This window comes from Thaumasiovibrio subtropicus, from assembly GCF_019703835.1.
Lineage (GTDB): Bacteria > Pseudomonadota > Gammaproteobacteria > Enterobacterales > Vibrionaceae > Thaumasiovibrio > Thaumasiovibrio subtropicus.
In genome coordinates this window covers 2,144,239-2,166,203 of record NZ_AP023054.1, presented here as the reverse complement: position 1 = coordinate 2,166,203, position 21,965 = coordinate 2,144,239, and the positions used below count along the sequence as shown (strand labels likewise).

The 21,965-nt window shown below is 46.6% G+C and carries 19 protein-coding genes; 15 read left to right on the top strand and 4 right to left on the bottom strand.

All coding sequences use genetic code 11. From position 1 onward, the window contains the following. The first annotated feature begins 220 nt into the window (after positions 1-220). On the top strand, positions 221-748 hold the full coding sequence (locus TSUB_RS09565) for a hypothetical protein (protein WP_087025749.1): 528 nt from the start codon (positions 221-223) through the stop codon (positions 746-748). Positions 749-826: 78 nt separating this feature from the next. Continuing rightward, entirely contained in the window at positions 827-1,954 is a 1,128-nt protein-coding gene (locus TSUB_RS09560) for an endonuclease/exonuclease/phosphatase family protein (RefSeq protein ID WP_087025710.1), read from the top strand. Positions 1,955-2,088: 134 nt separating this feature from the next. On the opposite strand, the gene TSUB_RS09555 is transcribed toward TSUB_RS09560, so the two are convergent. The 3 genes from TSUB_RS09555 to TSUB_RS09545 form a co-directional block, all read right to left on the bottom strand. Further along, entirely contained in the window at positions 2,089-2,766 is a 678-nt protein-coding gene (locus TSUB_RS09555; protein WP_087025707.1) for a YccT family protein, read from the bottom strand. Positions 2,767-2,931: 165 nt separating this feature from the next. Further along, positions 2,932-4,122 carry a class I SAM-dependent methyltransferase gene (locus TSUB_RS09550; RefSeq protein ID WP_087025704.1) on the bottom strand — a complete coding sequence of 397 codons (1,191 nt, stop codon included), beginning with the start codon at positions 4,120-4,122 and terminating at the stop codon, positions 2,932-2,934. Between the two features lie 85 nt (positions 4,123-4,207). Next, positions 4,208-6,232, bottom strand: a complete 2,025-nt coding sequence (locus tag TSUB_RS09545; protein ID WP_087025701.1) for an EAL domain-containing protein — start codon at positions 6,230-6,232, stop codon at positions 4,208-4,210. 467 nt (positions 6,233-6,699) lie between these two features. On the opposite strand from TSUB_RS09545, the gene TSUB_RS09540 reads away from it, so the two are divergent. The 5 genes from TSUB_RS09540 to dgcA all read left to right on the top strand — a co-directional run bounded on the left by TSUB_RS09540 (position 6,700) and on the right by dgcA (position 11,484). Beyond that, the gene (locus tag TSUB_RS09540) at positions 6,700-7,179 is read left to right on the top strand and encodes a M48 metallopeptidase family protein (RefSeq protein WP_087025698.1); all 480 of its coding nucleotides are present in this window, start codon (positions 6,700-6,702) and stop codon (positions 7,177-7,179) included. Between the two features lie 183 nt (positions 7,180-7,362). Continuing rightward, positions 7,363-8,067, top strand: a complete 705-nt coding sequence (locus TSUB_RS09535) for a VC0807 family protein (RefSeq protein WP_087025695.1) — start codon at positions 7,363-7,365, stop codon at positions 8,065-8,067. A gap of 375 nt (positions 8,068-8,442) precedes the next feature. Further along, positions 8,443-9,321, top strand: coding sequence for a LysR family transcriptional regulator (locus tag TSUB_RS09530; protein WP_087025692.1), 879 nt, complete (start codon positions 8,443-8,445; stop codon positions 9,319-9,321). A gap of 209 nt (positions 9,322-9,530) precedes the next feature. Beyond that, positions 9,531-10,541 carry an N-acetyltransferase DgcN gene (gene dgcN / locus TSUB_RS09525; RefSeq protein WP_087025690.1) on the top strand — a complete coding sequence of 337 codons (1,011 nt, stop codon included), beginning with the start codon at positions 9,531-9,533 and terminating at the stop codon, positions 10,539-10,541. A gap of 4 nt (positions 10,542-10,545) precedes the next feature. Beyond that, on the top strand, positions 10,546-11,484 hold the full coding sequence (dgcA, locus tag TSUB_RS09520) for an N-acetyl-D-Glu racemase DgcA (RefSeq protein WP_087025687.1): 939 nt from the start codon (positions 10,546-10,548) through the stop codon (positions 11,482-11,484). A gap of 50 nt (positions 11,485-11,534) precedes the next feature. Here the strand turns inward: dgcA and TSUB_RS09515 are convergent, their stop codons facing one another. Then, the gene (locus tag TSUB_RS09515) at positions 11,535-12,431 is read right to left on the bottom strand and encodes a LysR family transcriptional regulator (RefSeq protein ID WP_087025684.1); all 897 of its coding nucleotides are present in this window, start codon (positions 12,429-12,431) and stop codon (positions 11,535-11,537) included. A gap of 186 nt (positions 12,432-12,617) precedes the next feature. On the opposite strand from TSUB_RS09515, the gene TSUB_RS09510 reads away from it, so the two are divergent. The 8 genes from TSUB_RS09510 to TSUB_RS09475 all read left to right on the top strand — a co-directional run bounded on the left by TSUB_RS09510 (position 12,618) and on the right by TSUB_RS09475 (position 21,748). Further along, a complete protein-coding gene (locus tag TSUB_RS09510) occupies positions 12,618-13,955 on the top strand; it encodes an aspartate aminotransferase family protein (RefSeq protein ID WP_087025681.1) in 1,338 nt (445 codons plus the stop codon). Next, complete coding sequence (locus TSUB_RS09505; protein WP_087025678.1) at positions 13,952-14,773, top strand: beta-keto acid cleavage family enzyme; 822 nt, start codon at positions 13,952-13,954, stop codon at positions 14,771-14,773. The genes TSUB_RS09510 and TSUB_RS09505 overlap by 4 nt, the downstream gene beginning before the upstream one ends. 155 nt (positions 14,774-14,928) lie before the next feature. Continuing rightward, positions 14,929-15,894, top strand: a complete 966-nt coding sequence (locus tag TSUB_RS09500; RefSeq protein WP_087025676.1) for a TAXI family TRAP transporter solute-binding subunit — start codon at positions 14,929-14,931, stop codon at positions 15,892-15,894. A gap of 395 nt (positions 15,895-16,289) precedes the next feature. After that, a complete protein-coding gene (locus TSUB_RS09495; protein ID WP_159065035.1) occupies positions 16,290-16,913 on the top strand; it encodes an ABC transporter ATP-binding protein in 624 nt (207 codons plus the stop codon). Between the two features lie 502 nt (positions 16,914-17,415). Then, positions 17,416-18,486 (top strand): sensor histidine kinase, encoded by a 1,071-nt coding sequence (locus TSUB_RS09490; protein ID WP_246616342.1) that lies wholly within the window; start codon positions 17,416-17,418, stop codon positions 18,484-18,486. Then, positions 18,483-19,256, top strand: coding sequence for a LytR/AlgR family response regulator transcription factor (locus TSUB_RS09485; RefSeq protein WP_087025667.1), 774 nt, complete (start codon positions 18,483-18,485; stop codon positions 19,254-19,256). Before TSUB_RS09490 ends, TSUB_RS09485 begins: the two co-directional genes overlap by 4 nt. Positions 19,257-19,672: 416 nt before the next feature. Continuing rightward, positions 19,673-21,274: a methyl-accepting chemotaxis protein gene (locus TSUB_RS09480; protein ID WP_159065034.1), complete on the top strand. Its 1,602-nt coding sequence runs from the start codon at positions 19,673-19,675 to the stop codon at positions 21,272-21,274. Between the two features lie 198 nt (positions 21,275-21,472). After that, the gene (locus TSUB_RS09475) at positions 21,473-21,748 is read left to right on the top strand and encodes a hypothetical protein (RefSeq protein WP_087025662.1); all 276 of its coding nucleotides are present in this window, start codon (positions 21,473-21,475) and stop codon (positions 21,746-21,748) included. Positions 21,749-21,965: the final 217 nt, after the last annotated feature.

Here is a 21,965-nt window from a genome sequence, read left to right as displayed (position 1 = left end):
GGATATATGAAAGCAACCTGTCCCTTTTATCGACATTGGTATCTTGCCAATAGAGGGAAGACCATATATGAGTATAGGTTTGAGATTTTATCAATCTAGTCGGTATTGCTGTGGAATCAAAGACATTCTAAGGTTGCAATTTAGGGTGTACAGCGCGCTGCTACAATAGAGTTGTAGACAAGGAAGAAGTATGGATAGTGTGAGTGAAATTGGAGATCACATGACTGAAGTCGCACCGGGATTGTGCACTTTAGCAACGCTGGATTTTGAGGCGTCGGGATTGAGCCAAACCTCGTACCCGATTGAAGTAGGTATTTGCTTTGCTAACGCAACGCCATTGAATTGGCTAATTAACCCTCTGACAGCGGATGACTGGCAACATTGGGACGAGGCTGCGGAAGAGATTCATCGATTGCGTCGCGTTGATTTAGAGCAGCAGGGTGAAAATGTGGCGGATGTATGCCAAGCGCTCAATCGTTACTTAGGCCAGTTTGAGGTTGTGCTGTGTGACAGCGAATGGGATCTGTTCTGGCTGGGACGTTTGTATCGTGCCGCACACATGCGTCCTTCGTTCACATTACTAGAGATCAATCAGTGGCTAACGACTAAAGGCTTGAGCTCAAGGGCATTTCAAGATCAGTTCCACGCTCTTGGCCCGGCAAGGCATCGTGCGGCTGAAGATGCGGTTCAGATATATAGTGCTTTGGCTGCGATGTTGAACGCTCAGGATGTTGATCTCTCGCCCTAGAGAGATGGGTTTTCCCTTGAGCGACATGACTGTCAGCGTCTATTATTCGGTTTTAGAAATGCTGATGGTGAGATAATAATGGCTATCCGTCTGGCACAGTTTAATGTGGCCTTGTCCTATTCCCACGCAGGTAAGTTGAATGGCTTGCTTGATGCTGAAAACCTTGATGACCGAATTTCTCGAATAGCTTCAACACTCAGACTGAATCGTCCTGATATTCTTTTGCTCGCTGAATTTGATCATCAAGGTGACGAAGAAGCAACGCGCACTGTTGAGCGATTTGTGCAGCGCTATTGCTTGGGAGAGGATGAGGCCTTATTGGGTGAGCCCATCGATTATCCCTACAGCTATGTTGCAGAGAGTAATACCGGACGCTGCTGTCAAACCGGGTTGACGCATTCTGGTAAACCTAAGCTGCCAGCAGATGGTATAGGGTTTGGCGAGTTTCTAGGCCAGTATAATTTTGTACTCCTTTCAAGGTTCCCAATCGATGCTGATCAGGTGAAGAGTTGGCAAAACATGGCATGGCGGTCAATGCCTCATCATCACATCCCTACGAATTACTACTTGCCAGAACGTGAAAGTGAATTGCCTCTTTCGTCCAAGAACCATCTCCTTGTGCCTATCAATGTATTAGGGAAGCAGATACATGTCTTGTGCTGTCATCCGACGCCACCTGTGTTCGATGGCGATGAGAAGCGCAATCAACGTCGCAACCAAGATGAAATTCAGTTACTGATCGATATCATCGATAACGCAACCTATCTAAGGAGTGATCAAGGTGGCAAGGGGGGGCTGAATGACCAGTGTGAGTTTGTCGTCCTCGGGGATCTTAACAATGATCCTTATGATGGTGAGGGAGAGGCGAGCGTGATTCATTCGTTGCTTTCTCATCCGCGCCTCCATCGCCAAGTGGCGTTAGGGCGACAACAGCCTAGAAGCAAAGGGGCTTTCTTTCACGGCATATCGCTACAAAGACAGGATGTGCATCGTGCGGGTAAATCGGTATTTTGGACCCATCTCAACGGCTTACGTCTCGATTATGTGCTACCCAGTGCCGGACTAGCGGTGAAGGACAGCGGGGTGTTTTGGCCAGAAAAACGCGAACCTCATCGAAGCTTGCTTGAGGATGCACGGCGACGCCAGTTAGCGTCTGTGTATAGCGATCACCGATTAGTATGGGTGGATGTCGACTTCAAGTCTTAACGCCAGTTTGGCTTTGTCGATCAAGGCATTCTTATCGGTAAAAGCAGCAACGACCACGGGTAGCGGAGAGGCCGCTGCTGCTGTTCACTGTTTAGCGCGAATACGGTGGCTTGAGTTTATGTGGCTAGACAAAATTACTCAGCACTGATTTGGGCTTTAAATGCCGCTCGAGTCTCGATATCCGCTTTATCCCACCAAAAGTTCAGCATCTCTGCGACCATTTCAGATTCGGAGTCTGGCGTCGCACTGTTTTCGCCCACGTTGCTATTGACCGCTGTCTGAGCGCTTTGCTTGTTATCTTCAATACCTTCAGGCAGGTTCGCGATGGCAACGGCTTGCTGCAATGCGGCTTTTCCACCCGTTTGGTTGTACTGGGCAATTTCTTGCTCGTAGTTCCGGCCAATCTGAAAACCTTCAAAGGTCAAGATATCAGTGTTGTAAGCAATGGGAAGTTGGTTCGCGTCGTCAATAGTAAACTTTGGGTTGCGACTAAACTGACGCGCTTGATTGGGATTTCGAATCTCAGGTAGATCAATGTCTAGGGTTTGATCGTAGGCTTCAAAAGTGACGATCTGGACAGGAGAAGTATAAAGCTCAATATCGCCGTTGTGGCGGTAATCCGTGCGCATACGAAAGGCTAACTGGTGCCAACCATTTTCGACAGTGATGGTCTGCCCTTCAGGTGCTTTTACACCATTGACGAGTACCCACTCACCATGTTGTGGTAACGCGATAGTCACTTGTGCTGCTGCACTGAATGATGCGAGCGCAGCAAGTGCAAAAGTGCCGTGTCGTAGAAGGCGAGGAAGCATGGGATTTCCTTTACGTTTAAGAATGACCGCCGTATTTTGGCAAACTCATTGACTAAGAAAAAGGAAAATCCAGCTTTCTTTCAGGTTATTTTCAGCATTAAAAAACCGCCTGAATGACTCAGGCGGTAGCGTATCAATGTTGTGAATTGTTTTAACACATTTGCGCTATTTGACGTAGCACGCAAAGCCTTTCAGATAGAAGCCTTCAGGGTAAGCGCTGTCAATGGGGTGGTCAGCTGCTTGCTCGAAGCGTTCGATAAACTGCACTTGGCGGTGTGCATCCAACGCGGCATCGGCAATGATTTTTTGAAATAGATTGCCATCCATTAGCCCTGAGCAAGAGTATGTCAGCAGTGTGCCACCCGGTTTTAATATTTGCATTGCGAGCATATTGATGTCTTTGTAACCACGACATGCGCCGTTAAGTTGCGCTTTGGATTCCGCGAATTTTGGCGGATCCATGATGACAACGTCAAAACGTTCGCCGCGCTCACGGTATTCGCGCAGTAGCTTGAAGACATCGGCGTTGAGAAATTCAGCTTTACTGGTATCAAAGCCGTTTAACTCGGCATTATGGCGCGCGGTATCGAGTGCTGGTTGAGACACGTCGACGTTAATCACTTCAGCCGCATTGCCTTTTAGGGCATACAAGCCAAATCCACCCGTGTAGCAGAAGCAGTTGAGCACACGTTTGCCGTCCACATATTTTACTGCTGCCTCACGGCTATCACGCTGATCTAGATAGAAACCGGTTTTGTGGCCGCCGATAATATCGACTGAAATTTTCACACCATTTTCTTCAATGACTACGGATTTAGGTGGCGTATCACCATGAAGCACCCCGGTGCGCTCTTTTAAGCCTTCTTTTTTTCGCACTGAGACATCAGAACGCTCATAAATGTGGCACTCAGGGAAGACGATATTCAATGCTGCCACGAGATTATCACGTTGTGCATCAGCGCCTGCACTCAGAAGTTGGCAGACAAGATAGTTGTCATACTTGTCGATAGTAATACCAGGTAGACCATCTGATTCTGCCGCAATCAATCGGTAGCCAGTTAAACCATCACGCTGAGCAAGAATTTCACGCAGCGTTTTGGCGTCTTGTAGGCGACTGACAAAGAAATCGACATCGATTTGCTCTTTTTTCTTGAATGTCCAAACACGGGCTCGAATCTGCGAGTTTGGCGAGTAAGCACCGCGAGCAATCCATTCGCCGTTTGCTGCATAAATATCAACAGTCTCTCCAAGCCCGGGCTTCCCTTCGACTTTTTGAATGCCACGAGAGAAAATCCAAGGATGGCGACGACGTAGGGACTTTTCGCGCCCTTTAACGAGGTAGATTGCAGCAGTCATAATGGCTCACAAGCAGATGAATAGAGAAAAGCTCGCTATTTTGTTGGATAGTCGGATTGAATTCAACTGAATTCGAAGATGAAGATTATTTCACTGCGGTGATTTTAACTTTGGGCTTATTGGTCGAGACGAGTGTGATGAAGTCGGCAAAAGGTAGGGGTTTCTGATACAAGAAGCCTTGTGCAATTCTAAACCCTTTTTCAAGCAGGACTTTTTCTTGCGCGTGATTTTCGACACCTTCGGCAACCACGGCAACGCCAAACTCCCGAGAGAGGTATTGGATAGCGTTGATGATCGTCATCGAGTCTTCATCATGGGGGAGGTTCATGACAAACTGGCGATCGATTTTTATCTGGTCAAAGCCAAACTTGAGTAGGAACTCCAGTGAGGAGAAACCAGTGCCAAAGTCGTCTAGGCTGACCATCACTTCTGTTGCACGAAGACGAGAGATCATATCTCCTGCATTGTGGCGATCCAATATGTAGGCGGACTCGACAACTTCAATATCAATAAAGGAGAGACTGAAATCGTAGCGTCTGCTTAACGTTTGCAAGGTATGCAAAAAGTCGGTCGTGGCGATCTGCTGCGGGGAGGCATTGATGCTGATTCTAAAGCCTTCCGGCAGTGAGTCTTTCCAAGGCGCCCAAGTTTTAAATACCTCTTCAATGATGGCTTCTCCGAGAGGAATAATTAGCTCGGTCCTTTCTGCTTCATTGAGGATTTCATGGGGGGCTGCGTGGGTGCTGTGACTCAAGCGAAATAGCGATTCACAACCAATAATCTCACCTGTTTCCATATCGACTTTAGCTTGGTAGTGCATTTGGAAATCTTTGTGTTCGATGAGATGACGTAGTGCTGTCATAAGTGAAATGCGATTATGCATTTTTCGTTCAAAGTGTGGCGAGAAAGTGCGAACACAGGCATTCCCTGCTTCCTTAGCGCGCTTCATGGCGATGTCTGCGGAATGGAGCAAGGCGTTGGCATTAGTGCCATCTTCTGGGTACATGGTGACACCAATTGAAAACGTGATGCCCATAGGGGCATTTTGATTCAGAGCGCTCATTGCGTTGATCAGGTGCTCTTTTTTATCCTGCCATTCAAAGATAGCCACAAAATCATCAGCACTGAGACGGCAAATAAAGCTGTTTTCTGGCAGGTTACTAATGAGAATGTCACGCACTTGACAGAGAAGATCATCGCCGTAGCTTAAGCCATAGCGGTTGTTGAACTCGCCAAATGCGTCGATATCAAGATAAATCAGTGCAAAAGGTTGGTTGTGCTTTTCTCTATTTGAAAGATGGTGAATTAAGGCTCGGCGATTATTGAGGTCAGTTAATGGGTCGCTTTGGGAAAGATGCTCTAGCAAACGATTTTTTTGAGAAAGCGTATCGATGTAGTCTTTGATTTGCGAAGTGGCGTTGTTGTGCGCTTCGATCAACAGACTAATTTCGTCGTAGGGGCGGCGAGCATCACCAAGGTTTATCGATTTTACTTGGCTATTCTTCATTGCTCTCAACTGCTTTACTATCGTTGAGAGAGGCTTACCAATCGCAGTATCTAACACTTGATAGAACAGCAACGTTGTTATAATGCCGTAAAACATCATCCCACCCGCGATGATGTAACCCGTATTGGTAATGAGTTGCTGCAAGTAGTAAAGGTCAATTTCGCCACGCAGCTCCCCGACGTAAATCGGGGCAACGGGATTCAGGAACGTAGGCGGCTGGTGGTGTAAGGGGATGGTGATGGTCGTGTCAGGCAGTAGCTGCTTAAAGAAGAAGCTAGGTGGTTTCTGTGTGCCATTGATTGTTTCTTTCCACAGCATCTTATGTTCATCGTAGATCTGCAGTTTTCGAAACAGGCGATCGCCTTCGAAGATATCGAACAGTGCTGTCACTTGCTGGTTGTCGAAATTATACAGTGCCAGCGCCATGGCATTCTCGACCGCGCCTAAACGCGTGTGTGCAATGTCATTGGCTTCTCTAAGGACACTTTGGGTTTCGATGATAAATGCACTACAACCAACCACAAGGCCAGTGATCAGCAGCCAGACGAGGGTTTGCTGAATGATTTGAATTTGAAGTGAGCTGAATCTGATCTTTTTGGCCATTGGTCATCCGGTACATCCCAAATCGTTGTCACAGGTGTTGCAGTCTCTCGGATTTTTCTGCACCCACAGCTCAATGGTGCGATACGATGAGAGGGAATCTCTGTGAAACTCAGGAATCTGGTTACTGCAACTAAGCACACATTAATTATTCTAGTAAGGCATGCAAAAAAGGCCAAAAATTCATATCTGTTATTGTTTGTCTCAATAAATTAGTTTGTCACTATGTGAAACTGACAAAATAAGGTGACGGATGTCACGTTGTATTTGGCGTAATAGGCAGGTGTTGTCACCTTTGGTTTGCGAAAATTGACCAACTTAAATGCAATTTGTTGCACCTTGGTTGATGAGGTGTTCGTTTCTGACAAAGGCAAAACTCAAAAATGTGACCCGGATGAGAAAACACTCGGTTCGCTGTTTGTGCGGCGTAGAGTTTGGTATTGTTGAGCCGTCAAAAAGGTGGGGCATTTGTGAAGTATCTCTCGGGCTATCCAACGCATATCATTTCTCAGGCCCAGCGGCTAGTGGATGAAAATAGGCTTGGCGACTATTTGTGCAACAAGTACCCGGCATCACATAGCGTGAACTCGGACAAGGCGTTGTATCAGTTCGTCATGGAAATGAAAAACCGTTACTTAAAGAAAAGTTCGCCGATAAGCAAAGTCTGCTTTGATAAAACGCTCCGTAACGTTGAATCCGCTTTGGGTACTCACACTCGGGCTTCTCGTGTTCAGGGAGGGAAGCTCAAAGCCAAGAAAGAGATTCGCATTGCAACGCTATTCAAAGAAGCGCCCTTAGGATTACTGGAAATGATAGTGGTTCACGAGTTGGCACATGTGAAAGAGACCGAGCACAATAAATCCTTCTATCAGTTATGCTGCCACATGTTACCCGATTACCATCAAAGAGAACTGGATATGCGGCTTTACCTCCATTGGTTTGGCTTATAAGCCAAGAAAATGCGTTTTTCACATGCTGACGCGTGTCTGAATCCACCGTCTTGGGTTGCTTGAGTATACCGATTTGTTTTTATCTCGAAATGAGCGCCAATTCATGATTTGAAACAACCAGTGCTTTACATTCTGGTGCCAGCAAGGAACAATCGGGAAGCCGATTAGCTATGCAGTAGAATTATGAGTAACACAAACGCAAACCAGAAGAAGTCTAACCCGCTGTTTGAAATTGTTTTCAACGTTTTTATTCCCTCGTTCATCTTGATGAAGCTAAGTGGTGATGACCAACTTGGATCCGTTTGGGCGTTAGTGGTCGCGCTGGCTTTTCCACTTGCATATGGCGGGTATGAGCTTGTCCGCTTCAAGAAATTTAATTTCATTGCTTTATTGGGATTTGTCAGTGTCTTGTTGACGGGCGGAATTGGTTTGCTCCAGCTCGATACAAAATGGCTCGCGCTTAAAGAAGCACTCATTCCCGGCCTGATAGGTCTAGCCGTGTTGATTTCCTCCTTTACGCCTTATCCTGTCGTGAAGAAGATGATCTTTAACGATACCATTTTGAATCTTGCGTTGATTGAAGAAAAACTGAACGAGCGTAACCAGCGTCAAGCGTTTGATCGCTGTCTAAGTACGTCAAACTATTTGTTCGCGAGTACGTTTGTTTTCTCTTCAGTCATGAATTACGTGTTAGCGACTTGGATTGTCACAAGCCCCGCTGGTACGGAAGCGTTCAACGCGGAGTTAGGTAAGTTGACGTTGATTAGTTATCCGATGATCGCCATCCCTTGTATCTTAATGATGTTGGGGATTTTTTATTTTGTTTGGCGCCAAATCAAAGCGATGACGGACCTAGAGACAGAAGAGATTTTTCAGCAACAAGCTTGAAAATAGACATGCTCAAAAGCGAGCCGTAGGTGTTAGATACCTGCGGCTTTTTTGTTGGTGCAATTTGACCTCTGGCGGCTAAGTCGCTCAATACATCGTTGCTCAATACATAGGGTTATTGTGAAAAAACAACAGTAGCATATTGATGATGGGGTAGCTTGTGCCGAGGATAAATAGTGTCCAAAGTAAGACAGTTGTTGCAAGTTGTTGCATTATCACCTTCTCACAGCGAATACGCCAGTTACTGACTCTTTTGTCATTTTGGTTGTTGCGGGTTAATTCGGCGCGAGATACCTAGCTAAAATGTGATGTTAGTGCCACTATTTTGTGTAGTGCTGCCCTTAGCGAAAGGAAAGGGGATGAAAAGGAGAGTGCATGAATTTAAGGCAGATTGAAGTTTTTTACTCGGTGATGAAAGCGGGATCGGTCTCAGGTGCTGCCAAGACGCTAAATGTTTCTCAGCCTAACGTGACGCGTATATTGTCGCATTTCGAGTCACAGCTTGGATTTGCGTTGTTTGAGCGAGTGAAAGGTCGATTGGTCCCTACGCCAGAAGCTAAAAAACTCATGCCGCAGGCAGAGCAGCTATATAGTCAGCTCGGTATGTTCCAAGCGTCGACGCATCGATTACAGATGGGACAGAGCCATGTCCGAATAGGCACAACGCCGACGTTGAGCTCGCACATTGTAACGCCTGTCGTTGCCAAGCAAGCCAAAAATGAAGCGTTAACGGTGGATATCATTACTGGGCACCACACGGATTTGTGCGAAGCCTTACTCTCTAATCAGCTCGATTTTGCGCTGGCGCTCGGGGCAAAAATGCCTGCAGGCATAGAAGCAGAGGCTATTGTGAAAAGGCCGATGCAGGTGATGACCCCTTCGGCGTGTGGCCTTATGTCAAATGAGGCGACTATCGCTTTGGATAAGCTGGATCCTGCAACCTTGATTGGTCTAGACCCTCGTGACGCAGTGGGACATCGCTTTCATCAAGCCATTATTGATCGCTACCCTAACTTTCGTCCGGATATTACTGTTCGTTCCTACATAAATGCAGCAGAACTCGCTTCGCTAGGCGTAGGTGTTGCGGTTGTTGACTATTGGAGCGCGTTGCCATTTCGGACGTCGCTAACAATGCATGATCTCGAGTCTTTATTTGATGTCAGTTTAACTATCTTGTCTCCTTCCAAAGAGCCTCTCTCGGTCGCTGCGCGAACGATGTTAGAACATATACGCAACTTCGCAGTGGCCTTGTAATCATGAGCGTGTTTTCCCGGCACTTTAGCGTCGTGGTGGCTTGAGTCTATAGCCTAAGGTTATAGGCGATAGATAAATAAGTATTTTATCTCCCAATATTCGATGCGTAATTTAACGATTTAGTGACATCGCGGTCGATGAGCAGCGAATGGTCTCTGCTTCACTGAACGTAATGACGATAAAGCCGCGTGAATTAAAGGAGTATAAGCATGCAAATTGTTCAGCCATATCTATTGTTTCTTGGAGACGTAACGGATCCTCTTGCGGCTAAAACGGCACGTGGTGTCTATCAATGGCGCCCAGAAGCCTGTGTAGGGCAACTTCGACTGACGGAGGAGACCGTCTCTTTGGGTATTGCAGACTTGTCCTTGGAATCTGCATGGGCTCAGGGGGCAAGGACTCTATTGCTCGGCACTGCTAATGCTGGTGGCGTGATCCCATCACATTGGTTGAGTACTATTCTTGCGGCAATGGAGCTGGGCTTTAATATTGCTTCTGGTTTGCATCAAAAATTGACCGCTCTCCCTGCGATTGCTGAAACTGCGGCGCGAAAAGGTGTTGCCTTGTATGACGTTCGCCACACTGCGGCAATTGAGTCCGTCGGGACAGGAAAACGTCGTGAGGGTAAACGAGTTCTTACCGTGGGAACAGATTGCAGTGTAGGAAAAATGTATACCGCGTTGTCGTTAGAAGCGGCAATGATACGCAGAGGTATTGCAGCGCAGTTTAAAGCGACGGGGCAAACAGGCATCTTCATCGCCGGTGATGGTATTGCGGTTGATGCTGTGGTGTCTGATTTTATTTCAGGAGCCGTTGAAGGTTTGTCTCCGAGCTTTAACGATCATGAATGGGATATCATTGAAGGACAAGGGTCACTCTATCATCCTGCTTTTGCGGGTGTCAGCTTGGGACTATTGCACGGAGCGCAGGCTGACGTGCTAATACTGTGTCATGAAGTTGGCCGCCCTCATATGCGCCATTTGCCGCATGTGGATATGCCAAGTTTGGTTGCAACGATGTCATTAAACTTGCAGATGGCACAACGCACTAACCCAAACGTGACATTTAAAGGTATCAGCTTAAATACCTCCGCCTTAGATGAAGCACAAGCGACAGCCTTATGTCATGACTTGGAGGCGCAGTTCAACATGCCTGTCACTGATCCCTATCGTTTTGGCATTGAGAATATTGTTGATGAGCTAATGGCGGTGGAGGCATAGTCGCATGAAGATCACCCTTAGCCGAGAACGCTTTCCTTTACGGGTTCCATTCACGATTTCGCGAGGCACGCGCACGCATGCGGAGGTATTGCGCGTGGTGGTTGAAAAAGAGGGGCGCTGCGGTATCGGAGAATGTACACCTTATCCACGCTATGGCGAGTCATTTGAAAGCGTTGAAGCGGAAATCCTCTCGGTCGCTGATCAGCTAATAGACAGGCAGCAACTTCAATCACTACTTCCTCCCGGTGCAGCACGAAATGCACTTGATGCTGCATTGTGGCGACTTGAATCAGAGTTGAGTTATCCGGAAAACTTTCAGTGTGTTACAGCATTAACTGTGTCACTGAACACGCCCATGGCGATGGCAAAGCAAGCCAAAGAGTATGTTGAGCAAGGGGCACAGCTATTGAAGGTGAAGCTCGATGGTGAAGCTGTGTATGCTCGTATGTTGGCCGTGCGTGAAGCAGCGCCGAGTGCACGCATCGTTGTGGACGCCAATGAAGCGTGGTCTGAGCTAGATCTTGTCGAAACATTCTCTCAAATGGCGAGTCTGGGGGTTGAGATGATAGAGCAGCCTTTGCCAGCGAATCATGATGCGCTGCTTGCTGAGATGCCTCATCCGGTCAAGCTTTGTGCGGATGAAAGCTGCCATAGCCGCCAAGAGTTGGATGCCTTAGCGGGTCGTTATGAGATGATCAATATTAAGCTGGACAAAACGGGGGGATTGACTGAGGCATTGCTGCTGGCACAAGCGGCAAGAGAAAGAGGCCTAGAGGTAATGATGGGCTGCATGTTGGGGTCGTCTCTCGCGATGGAGATGGCCGTTCCTATTGCAAAGGATGCCGTGGTTGTGGACTTAGATGGTCCCGCCTTGTTGACCCACGAAGACTGGAATCTCTTTGACTACCATCATGGCGTTATGTCAGTGGCCAAGACCAACTGATTTAGCCACGATGGCGTGAACGAAGTACTTGGCACCGGAAGGTGCCATTTTTATGTTTGAAGGCTGATTTTCATCCAACGAATAAAATCCTCAATATGCCCCTGTTGACGTTTGCGTGGGGTGCAAAACAAGTAGTAGCCAAATCCACTTTTCATTGCGGCTGAAAATGGATTTATCAACGTTCCAGCGTCGATTCGCTGCTGAATCATGAATGATGGGAGAAGGGCTAAGCAAGGACGATCACAGGTTGCGGTGAGTGCAAGGTAAAAATGTTCAAAGCCGATCAGTGCATATTGCTCTTCACCAACAATATCGTATTGATCTTTTAAGGCATGCCACTGGTTCGGCCGGGTAATTTGCGGTAACCAAGCATAGTTGAGAAGTTCCAGTGGGGATTGGAGGCGTGCGTCTTTCATTTGCTTAGCATCGGCGACAAGCGTGAGAGACTCTTCGCATAATAGTTCGGCATTACTGTAATGGTCTGCTAGTGGCAAGCAGCGAATAACAATATCAGCATGATGATGCAGCGAAGCGCTGGCAGGCAAGGTGTTGTCACCTGTTTGCAAACGCAACTGGATGTCATGATGCTTGAAGCGAGTTAAAGCGGTCATGAGCCAGAGATTGGCAAAGGAAGGACTGGCATCAATCGAAATGACCCGTTTCTCTGCATCAGCTTGAATCAAACTCACACTGGCTTGCTCAATAATTTCGAGGGCTTCTGAGACGGCGGGGAGATATTGCTGACCTGCGGATGTCAGGATGAGTTGATTGTGCTCGCGGTGAAAAAGCGTTTGCCCTAGTTGTTGCTCTAATTGCTGTATCTGTTTACTGATCGCGCTTTGAGTGAGGTTCAAGCTCTCGGCCGCAAGGGTGAAGCTGCCACAGCGGGCAACCGTAGTGAAGGCATCGAGTAGTTTTGTTGAAGGCAGTGTTTTTCTTTTGCTCATACGTGTGACCGTTAGGATATCGGTTAACGCGACTTATTATTGCGGGATATGGCCGCTTATTTGTGCGATGGTTTAGTCAAGGTATTCCATTTCTTCATGATGGTCGAGGAACTTTCGTTTGTTCAAAATCCTCAGTGGTTTAGTTTATTTCTTGTTCAAATACTATCCACATGAGAGGAAGCACATATGACTAAGGTATTCCACCGTCACTGTCATCAATCTTTGCCAACGGTGGCGTCGGGGAAAGGGGTTTATCTTTATGATACCGATGGAAACAGCTATCTGGATGCTTGTGGTGGTGCTGCCGTCTCTTGTCTTGGCCATCAATACCCCGAAGTGATCAACGCAGTGAGCAAGCAAATCACTGAAATTGCTTATGCGCACAGTGGTTTCTTTACCTCAGATGTGGCCGAAAGGCTGGCTGATAAGTTGGTGTCACTGGCAGGGGACAATTTCAGTCACGCCTACCTTGTATCCGGGGGGGCGGAAGCCGTTGAATCTGCCATCAAGCTCGCGCGTCAGTACTTTGTCGAGCGAGGAATGATATCCAAAACACGATTGATCGCGCGCCGACAAAGTTATCATGGTAATACATTAGGGGCGCTATCGAACGGCGGAAATCGATGGCGTCAAGCCATGTTTGACCCGCTACTTAATCCTGCTCGATTGGTATCGCCTTGTAATGAATATCGTGAGTGCAAGCCAGAAGAGTCTGTGGCGCAATATAGCGAACGTTTGGCGTCAGAGCTGGAACAAGCCATTATTGAGGAAGGTGCAGAACATGTGATGGCGTTCATTGCTGAGCCAATAGTCGGCGCTACCGCAGGTGCAGTCCCTGCCGTTGAAGGCTACTTTACCCGCGTTAGAGAAGTCTGTGACCGCTATGATGTGCTATTGATACTTGACGAAGTGATGTGCGGCATTGGGCGTGCTGGCACTATGTTCGCCTATGAGCAATTTGATGTTGTGCCTGACATTGTCACTGTTGCGAAGGGGCTAGGTGCGGGTTATCAGCCGATAGGTGCGTTGATTGCAAGCAAAACGATTTATGACACGATCGCAAATGGGAGTGGTTTTTTCCAGCATGGCCATACCTTTATGGCGCACCCCGCTGCGTGTGCTGCTGGGGTGGCAACTTTGGAAGCACTGACATCGACAGGCATTGCAAAAGGCGTTACCGAGAAAGGCGAGTACCTTGTTTCGAAGTTGCAAAAAGCCTTAGGTACACACCCCTATATTGGCGACATCCGTGGTAAAGGGCTATTTATTGGTCTAGAGCTCGTTGCCGATCGTCACACCAAGCAACCCATTACTCGGCGCCCTCAACTTGCTTCTGAGATAAAACAACAAGCGATGCAGCTCGGGCTCATGTGCTACCCCATGGGGGGGACGATTGATGGCAGACACGGGCACCATATTCTTCTCGCACCGCCCTTTATTATCACTGAATCGGAGATGGACGAGTTGGTTGAGAAATTGGTGAAGACGCTAGAACTGGTGTTTGTTGGTATGGAGTCCCAATGATGACAGCGATTATTGTTGCTCCGAATGGGGCTTATAAGACGAAACGTGACCATGTAGCGATACCGATGACATTGGCTGAAATGTGTGCAGAGGCTCGGCAATACGCTGATCTAGGTGCCGCCATGGTGCATGTTCATGTACGGGATAGCGCCGGTGAGCACACACTCGACCTACCTCTTTGCCAACATTGGGCCAATGAGCTTCAGCGTACAGTTGGGCAGGATATTCTCGTGCAATTGACCACAGAGGCTGCTGGAAAATATGGTGCAGAAGAGATCGCACACTTCATCGCGCATATCGAGGCGCCGGCAATCTCCGTGGCGATTAGCGAACTGTTTGTTGAGCAACACGACACCGAACGGGGGGCAGAGGCATTACAAAAGGCAGCTTCAAGAGGCACCTTGATTCAGTACATCGTTTATAGTGTTGCAGACCTAAAGCGCTATCACGCTTTGTTAGCCGCAGGCACGTTACCCCATTGTCCACATCATGTCTTGGTGGTTTTGGGTAAATACAGTGAAGGAAAGCAAGCCTCTCCTGATGAGTTAACCTCTTTCTTGCGATTACCTATGCCAAACTCATGGGCAGTTTGCGCGTTTGGTGATGATGAGCTGGCCTGTTTGGATCGCGCAATAGCGTATGGGGGAGATGTAAGAATTGGCTTTGAAAATAATCTATTAGATGAAGATGGGCTAGTAGCATCAAGTAATGTTGCGCAGCTCAAAGCCTTGAAGTCTGTCGCTAAAAAAAGACAAGTTTGCATTCATAACGCTTCTGAGTACTTTACATTTCTCAAAACCAAGGCACTGGCCTCGTAATCTCATCACGAATATGGCACTTATCTCTAATGTGTACTAAATGTTAAATGCGTTATTTTGAAGAGACTGTAGTGATAAATATTATTGTCATGTGGCTTTTCGAAAAAGCCACTTCATAGTCACAACACGAGAATCAGGATAAATAAGGGAAAAGTATGAAGGTATTCAAAACGGCATGTATTGCGCTAGGTTTCGCAGGTGCGATGGCAGGAACGTCAGTTTCAGCGCAAGAATTCGTAACAATTGGTACAGGTGGCGTAACTGGCGTTTATTATCCGACTGGTGGTGCAATTTGTCGTTTGGTTAATAAAACGCGTAAAGAGCATGGAATTCGCTGTTCAGTAGAAAGTACAGGTGGCTCGGTTTACAACATTAACACGATCCGCGCGGGTGAACTTGACTTAGGTATCGCGCAGTCAGATTGGCAGTATCACGCATTCAATGGTACTAGCAAGTTTGAAGCGGCTGGACCGTTTAAAGATCTCCGTGCCGTATTCTCGATTCATGCAGAACCGTTTACTGTTGTCGCACGTGCCGACTCTGGTATTAAGACGTTTGCTGACCTGAAAGGTAAGCGAGTCAATATTGGTAACCCGGGTTCGGGCCAACGCGGTACCATGGAAGTACTCATGAATGAGCTGGGTTGGACGATGGATGACTTTAAACTTGCCTCTGAGCTTAAAGCGTCAGAGCAGTCTAAAGCACTTTGTGATAACAAAATTGATGCAATGGTCTACACTGTTGGTCACCCAAGTGGTGCAATCAAAGAAGCAACCACATCTTGTGATAGTGTGATTGTTGAAGTGAGTGGTGAAGCGGTTGACAAGCTCATCGCGGATAACAGCTTCTACCGTGTGGCGACTATTCCAGGTGGCATGTACAAAGGCAATGATGGTGACGTGACAACCTTCGGTGTTGGTGCAACCTTTGTAAGCTCTACGGCAGTAGATGAAAAAGTGATGTACGAAATCGTTAAGGCGGTGTTCACCAACTTGGATGACTTTAAACGTCTACACCCAGCCTTCAATAACTTGGAAGCTTCACAGATGGCGAAAGATGGCCTTTCCGCTCCGATTCATGCGGGTGCGGCGAAATATTACAAAGAAGCTGGCTTAATGTAACTGGCTTTATTGTTTAGTAGGAAAGGCGATGCGAATGCATTGCCTTTTTTTATCTCCGAATTCTACGCTCGAGTTCTTATCCGCAATGAAGGTTATCAGTTCGGTTTTGTACATTATCTATAGTGCAGCTCATCAACATTAATGCTCACTTTATCAGTGGCGTGAACGTTTCACCTCGATTATCTACCATCTATTCCTCGTATTGCCCGTTTGTCGCATCACTATGTTAACGATTACATGGTTCAGTATTCTACTCCTACAGACAACGTGAAGGAGGGAAGCTAGCGAGTCTGTGACGCCGAATCAGGCATACTTGATTCACAAAAATAGGGTTGGGCGCTGATGTGATTACGTTTAGGCAAATCACTAAGTCATATTCAGAAGCAGCCAATTCAGTGAGAGCGTTAAATAATGTTTCCGGACATATCGATCGAGGTGAGATCGTCGCAATTAGCGGATCATCGGGCGCTGGGAAAACGACACTTTTAAACATTTTAGGGCTTTCTGACCATCGGTATCACGGTGATCTCTTCTTTGAAGACAAGAGCATGCCTAAAGACCCAGCAAGTGCAATTAAGCTGCGTAGACATAGCATAGGTTACATCTCAGGTGGAAATGGATTACTCCCCATGCTGAGCGTGCTAGAAAATGTCGCATATCCATTGTCGATGAATGGATATAGTAAAAAGCAGCGCACTGAAATGGCAGTTGCAATACTGTCTTCGATTGGCATGGAGACAATGCAAAAATTGAAACCCATGCAACTGACAGATGAGGAAAGACTGGCAGTTGGGATTGCAAAGTCTATGGTTCATCGGCCTAAGTTAGTGATTGGCGATGAACTGACAACAGGGTTAGCCTCCCCTGCGGCATACAGTGTGATTGAGATGTTGTTGTATTTGGCGCAACAGCAAAATATCACCTTAGTGCTGGCAACTCAGGATCCGAGGCTGACTCATTATTGTGACTATGCAATAGAGTTGCACATGGGCGAAAAAATGGCTGAAAGGCGCTTTTAATTGACCTAGTAATTAGGTGTTAGGGAAACAAATTCGTTGATTATCACCCTGCCGGTCGCCAAGAAGGTGAAATCAACATTGTCACTCGTGAATCGTAGTGACACCCCTCAGTGGATATGTGGTGTTAGCGGTATGGAGAAGCTGTCACAGTGGCGTGTGAAAAGCTTCATGGGAAGTCCATATCACCAATCTGACCCACAGCTTTACTGAGATTTGCCGGGGCGGTACTGGATGATAGCTCAAAAATAAATTCGCTACGACAGTATCGTGCCCGGCAACGCTTCCTTACTTGAATGGGAAGCCTTAAACAACGGTGGCTCCGTTGAAGAAATAACTAAAATGAAGCTTTCGCAAATAGAGTGAGACAAGGCGCAGAGATGTGAGATGTTTTGCATAAAAGACGAAAGTTGGCAGGCAACTATTGATGTTTATATTAAAAAAAATACAAAGTGAGGCATTGGATGGAGAAGAACTAACTCCTCGGAAGGGTAGAAGAGGTCTCGTGTACAGTGCCGACATAGAGTTTAAATGGCGACAAAGCTGGATTGTTACCACCTTGTTTTGTATCGCGACCGCGATTACAACCATGTCGGTATGGCCGTCGTCAATTTGGATTCACTTAGCAATTAGTTTTGGCTACGGTTACAGCGCTGTCGCGACAGCGCGTATCGTTGTGTGGCTCAAACCTCACTCATCATTTCGATTAGTGAATGCGCTATCTGTGGTCTTTTCAATGATTATCGGTAGCGCAAATGCATTTTGGTGGTTGCAGTTCGCGACGCTTGCTTCGGCCGCAGAGCTCATGCGGCCGGTGCTGTTTTTGGGGATTTTGTTTACTGCGACCTGTTACTACTATTTTTATTCTCATGAGAAGCAGTTGGTCTCGGATCGGGCTATTGAACGGGCTAAACGAGAGCAAACCGAGCATGAAAAAGCCTTGTTGCTCAGTCAACTACAACAGCTTCAAAGCCAGATTGAGCCACATTTTCTTTTTAATACGTTAGCCAATATTTGCGTGCTTATTGACAACGACGCCACAAAAGCAAAAGTCATGCTTGAAGAGCTGACAGCGTTGCTACGCGTTACGCTAAAGAAAAGCCGGTCATTATTGGTGACAGTGGAAGAGGAGCTCGAGCTGATTAGCTGTTACCTCTTCATACAAAAAGTGCGGGTGGCAGACAGGTTAACCTACGATATTGATTCGAATGTAAATATCGATGATCTACAAATTCCGCCAATGTTGTTACAGCCATTGATTGAAAATGCAGTGGTACATGGCATTGAACCCAAGGCATCAGGCGGACATATTGATGTCGTGCTTTTTGTTGAAAGAGATCATTTGCACGTTGTCGTTGCTGATACCGGTGTTGGGCTTAACTATCCCAAAAGTCGTCAGGGGCAGGGTAACGGTATAGGGCTGAGCAACATTCGCGATCGGTTACAGCGCTTGTTTGATGGCAGAGCGACGTTGAAAGTGAAAGAGAATGAGGCCAAAGGGGTGACGGTTGAAATCATTATGCCCATCGAGAATGGCGCCGTTGCAATTGAATCAGAGTTTAGGAATCAAAAATGAATCCACGTGCAGTCATAGCGGATGACGAACCTTTGCTTCGCCATCACATGAAGCAGTCTTTGGCTGAGGTTTGGCCAGAACTTGAGATTGTTGGGGTTGCCGAAAATGGCACCGAAGCCTTGGCTATGATTGAAGAGCACCAGCCTGAGATTGCGTTCTTGGACATCCGTATGCCAGAAATTGATGGGATGACGGTGGCATGCCGACTGAAAAAGCGCGACATTGGAACAAATGTGGTTTTCACTACCGCCTATGATGAATATGCTGTTGAGGCGTTTGATGCGAGTGCCATCGATTATTTGTTAAAACCTTTGACGTTAAGTCGTTTGGAAAGAGCATGTGAAAAAGTGAAGCAGCGTATAGAGCAATCCGTTCCCCAGGACTACGATGTGCTTCTTTCACAGTTAAAGCAGTACTCGTCGCCTCAACAGCCTACGCATCTTAAATGGATTAAAGCGATGAAAAGAGAAGAGATCCATTTGATTCCTGTGAGTGAGGTTATCTACTTTAAGGCTGAAGATAAGTATGTTTCCGTGTTTCAGTGCACTGGTGTTGGTCAAACCGAAGAGTACATCATTCGAACACCGCTGAAAGAGCTAATTCAATCGCTGGATCCGGATTTTTTCTGGCAAATCCATCGCTCTACCGTGGTTAACGCAGCAATGATTGATAAAGTGAAAAAGGACTTTAGCGGCCGTATGTCGGTGTTTGTTGGAGACAAAAAGCTAGCAGTCAGCCGCAGTGCTCAGAGTCTATTTAAAGGCATGTGAGTGTCTGTATCATGTATTCAACCGGTACTTCTTAACTAGGCGTATACGATAAGTCGGCGAATTTTTCTGATCTACTTCCTCACCTTGCATGATGGCGAGGCTACCCCTATTTGCAAACCTGACTTCTCTTCTCCCTTAACATTTCTTGAGTTTAATCATGTTTCATACGCATATTTTCTTGCGAGCTGATGCGAATTTAACCATAAGCCACGCTATTTTTAATAGGTATTATTTATTGAAATACAAATAGCTTGCAGTTATATCAATCCGTTCTAGAATGGTGAGAATAGATGTAACTAAATGTAATTGTAATAAAAACAAAAACACGAAGTTTCCAATTCGTCACTGCCAAGCCTGAGATGGGTAAGTGTGATGAGGGGCTGAAGTCGGGTGATGCGCTGATGCAAGGAGTAGGTATGAAGTTGTCGGTGAAAGCTAAACTAGGGTATGCCTTTGGTAGTATCATTGGGTTAATGATACTGACTGTCGGTATTCTTTGGTGGATTATTAGTGGTGTCTATTCTGCTGCATCTGTGATTGATGATGATGACCTTCCCGGTGCAATTGCGTACTTCGCGTTGATTGACGAATCAGGCGATGTTAATCGTGAGGCGTGGCATATCGTTAATGGTACAACGGACTCTCGGCAGGAATTCGACAGCAATAACCGTCAGTTTGATGAGGCATTTCGAACCCTCGTACCTTTAGAACGGAGTTCTAAATCTGGGTCTGTCGCGTTGGATAACATTGATAGTTTGATGAAAGGCTTCCGAGCTGACTTTGAGCAGATAAGGCAGATAGAAGACGATCAAACGCGTAAGCAAGCGATGTATCAGGCAGAGCAAAAGTACTTTGTGCCGATGGAAAAAGTGCTTGATGAAATGGCGGCTGGTGAAGCGAATGATGCTAACGAGGGTTTGCACAATGTGACAGAGTCACTCAGTAACATGCTGACAGTGATGCTGACTTTGACTGGGATCGCGACTGTGTTCGCTATTGTTATCGCTTACTTGCTCTCGAGCAACTTTACGCGCCGCTTATCGGCGTTAGAAGTGGAAGCGAAGAAGATCGCTGAAGGCGACCTAGATAACAGCGTTTTCTCTGACAAAAGCGGTGACGAGTTGTCCGCATTGGGCCATTCGGTATATCAGATGCGTGACTCTTTGAAAGCCTTGATTGGCTCTATTTCACATGTCAGCGACGGTGTGCAACACGTTACTCAAGATGTCTCTTCTGCAGGGACCGCCATACTTGCAGGCAGCGAATTTCAGTCAGAAAAGGCGAACCTGATCGCGACAGCATCTGAAGAGCTGACGATGACGATCAGTGAAGTAGCGCAGCAAAGTAATCAAACAGCCAGCCTTGCTAATGATTCTGGGGATGCGGCGCAACGCGGTCAAGCGGTGATCGCTGAGCTGGTTACCTCTATAGAAAATGCGTCAGCGCAGATGTCAGCGATGGCAACAGAAATGCACAAGCTAGACGAAAGTAGTTCTAAGATTGGCAATGTCATCAAAGTGATTGAAGATATTGCAGAGCAGACGAACTTGTTGGCACTGAATGCGGCGATTGAAGCCGCGCGAGCCGGCGAGTTTGGACGTGGTTTTGCGGTTGTTGCTGACGAAGTTCGCGCATTAGCAGAGCGAACGACATCTGCGACACAAGAAGTTGCCGATATGATCAAAGCGATTCAAGAAGGTACACAGTCAGCCGTTCGCGCGACAGATACGAGTCGTGAACTAGTGGAAAGTGGCGTTTCTCATAGCCAGCACGCGGTTGAAGCGCTAGATAGTATCGTCGATGCTGCCGGTGATTTGAAGTTACGTGTGGATGCGATTGCGACAGCGACAGAAGAGCAGACATCGGTGACCCGTGAAATCGCCAACGACATCAGTGCGATTAGCGATAAATCCAATGAGCTTCATCAATATGCAGAGCAAAGTGCTAAGAGCGTGGATACATTGGAGTCCAATGTGACAGAACTTAATGGATTGATGGCGCAGTTTCGCATCCAGTAACAATAGGTGAGTATTCGGGCCAGTATCATAAACTTAGTTATGCTGAGTTTATGGCACTGGCCTTTTTTAATGGGTTAGGTTTGGTATTTTTAACTAACTTGAGGCCAACTTAGCATTTTGGGTCAGATAGGTTTACAAATCATAGCTAGTATGAATGCAATTAAATATAATCTGTGTTGATACGACAAGGGAATGGCTATGGATGTAAATGCAACCGCGATACCAATGGCAATATCTGCCTATCTAGGTGTGATTATCGCTATGATTCTGTTGTACCCTTTTTTGCTGGTGGGCATTCAAATCGCCATCTATGAAAAAGGTCGTCGTGATCTTATTACCAAACGCTTTAATTGGATATGTATTTTGGTCTTCGGTGTAATGCTATACCTACATATGCAAACAGAAGTGCACTTTGGGCAAGCTTTGATTGATGCCTGGAATGCGGCAAATCCAACCGTGATTGAACCTCAGTAGCTTGAGTTAATCTGGCATAGTCATGCAAAAAACGTGGTTTATTACTTGAAGTTTTGCGTTTCTGTTAATAAATTAAGATGCTTATGCTCAAGCATCTGAGGTAGCTTGAGTATACGATAGTTGGTAATTATTCATGGATCATTGCCATCATCGACTTATATTTATAATGACAGTGGGAATAACTGGGCTTGCTTTTTTATTCTCAGAAGGGATGCAA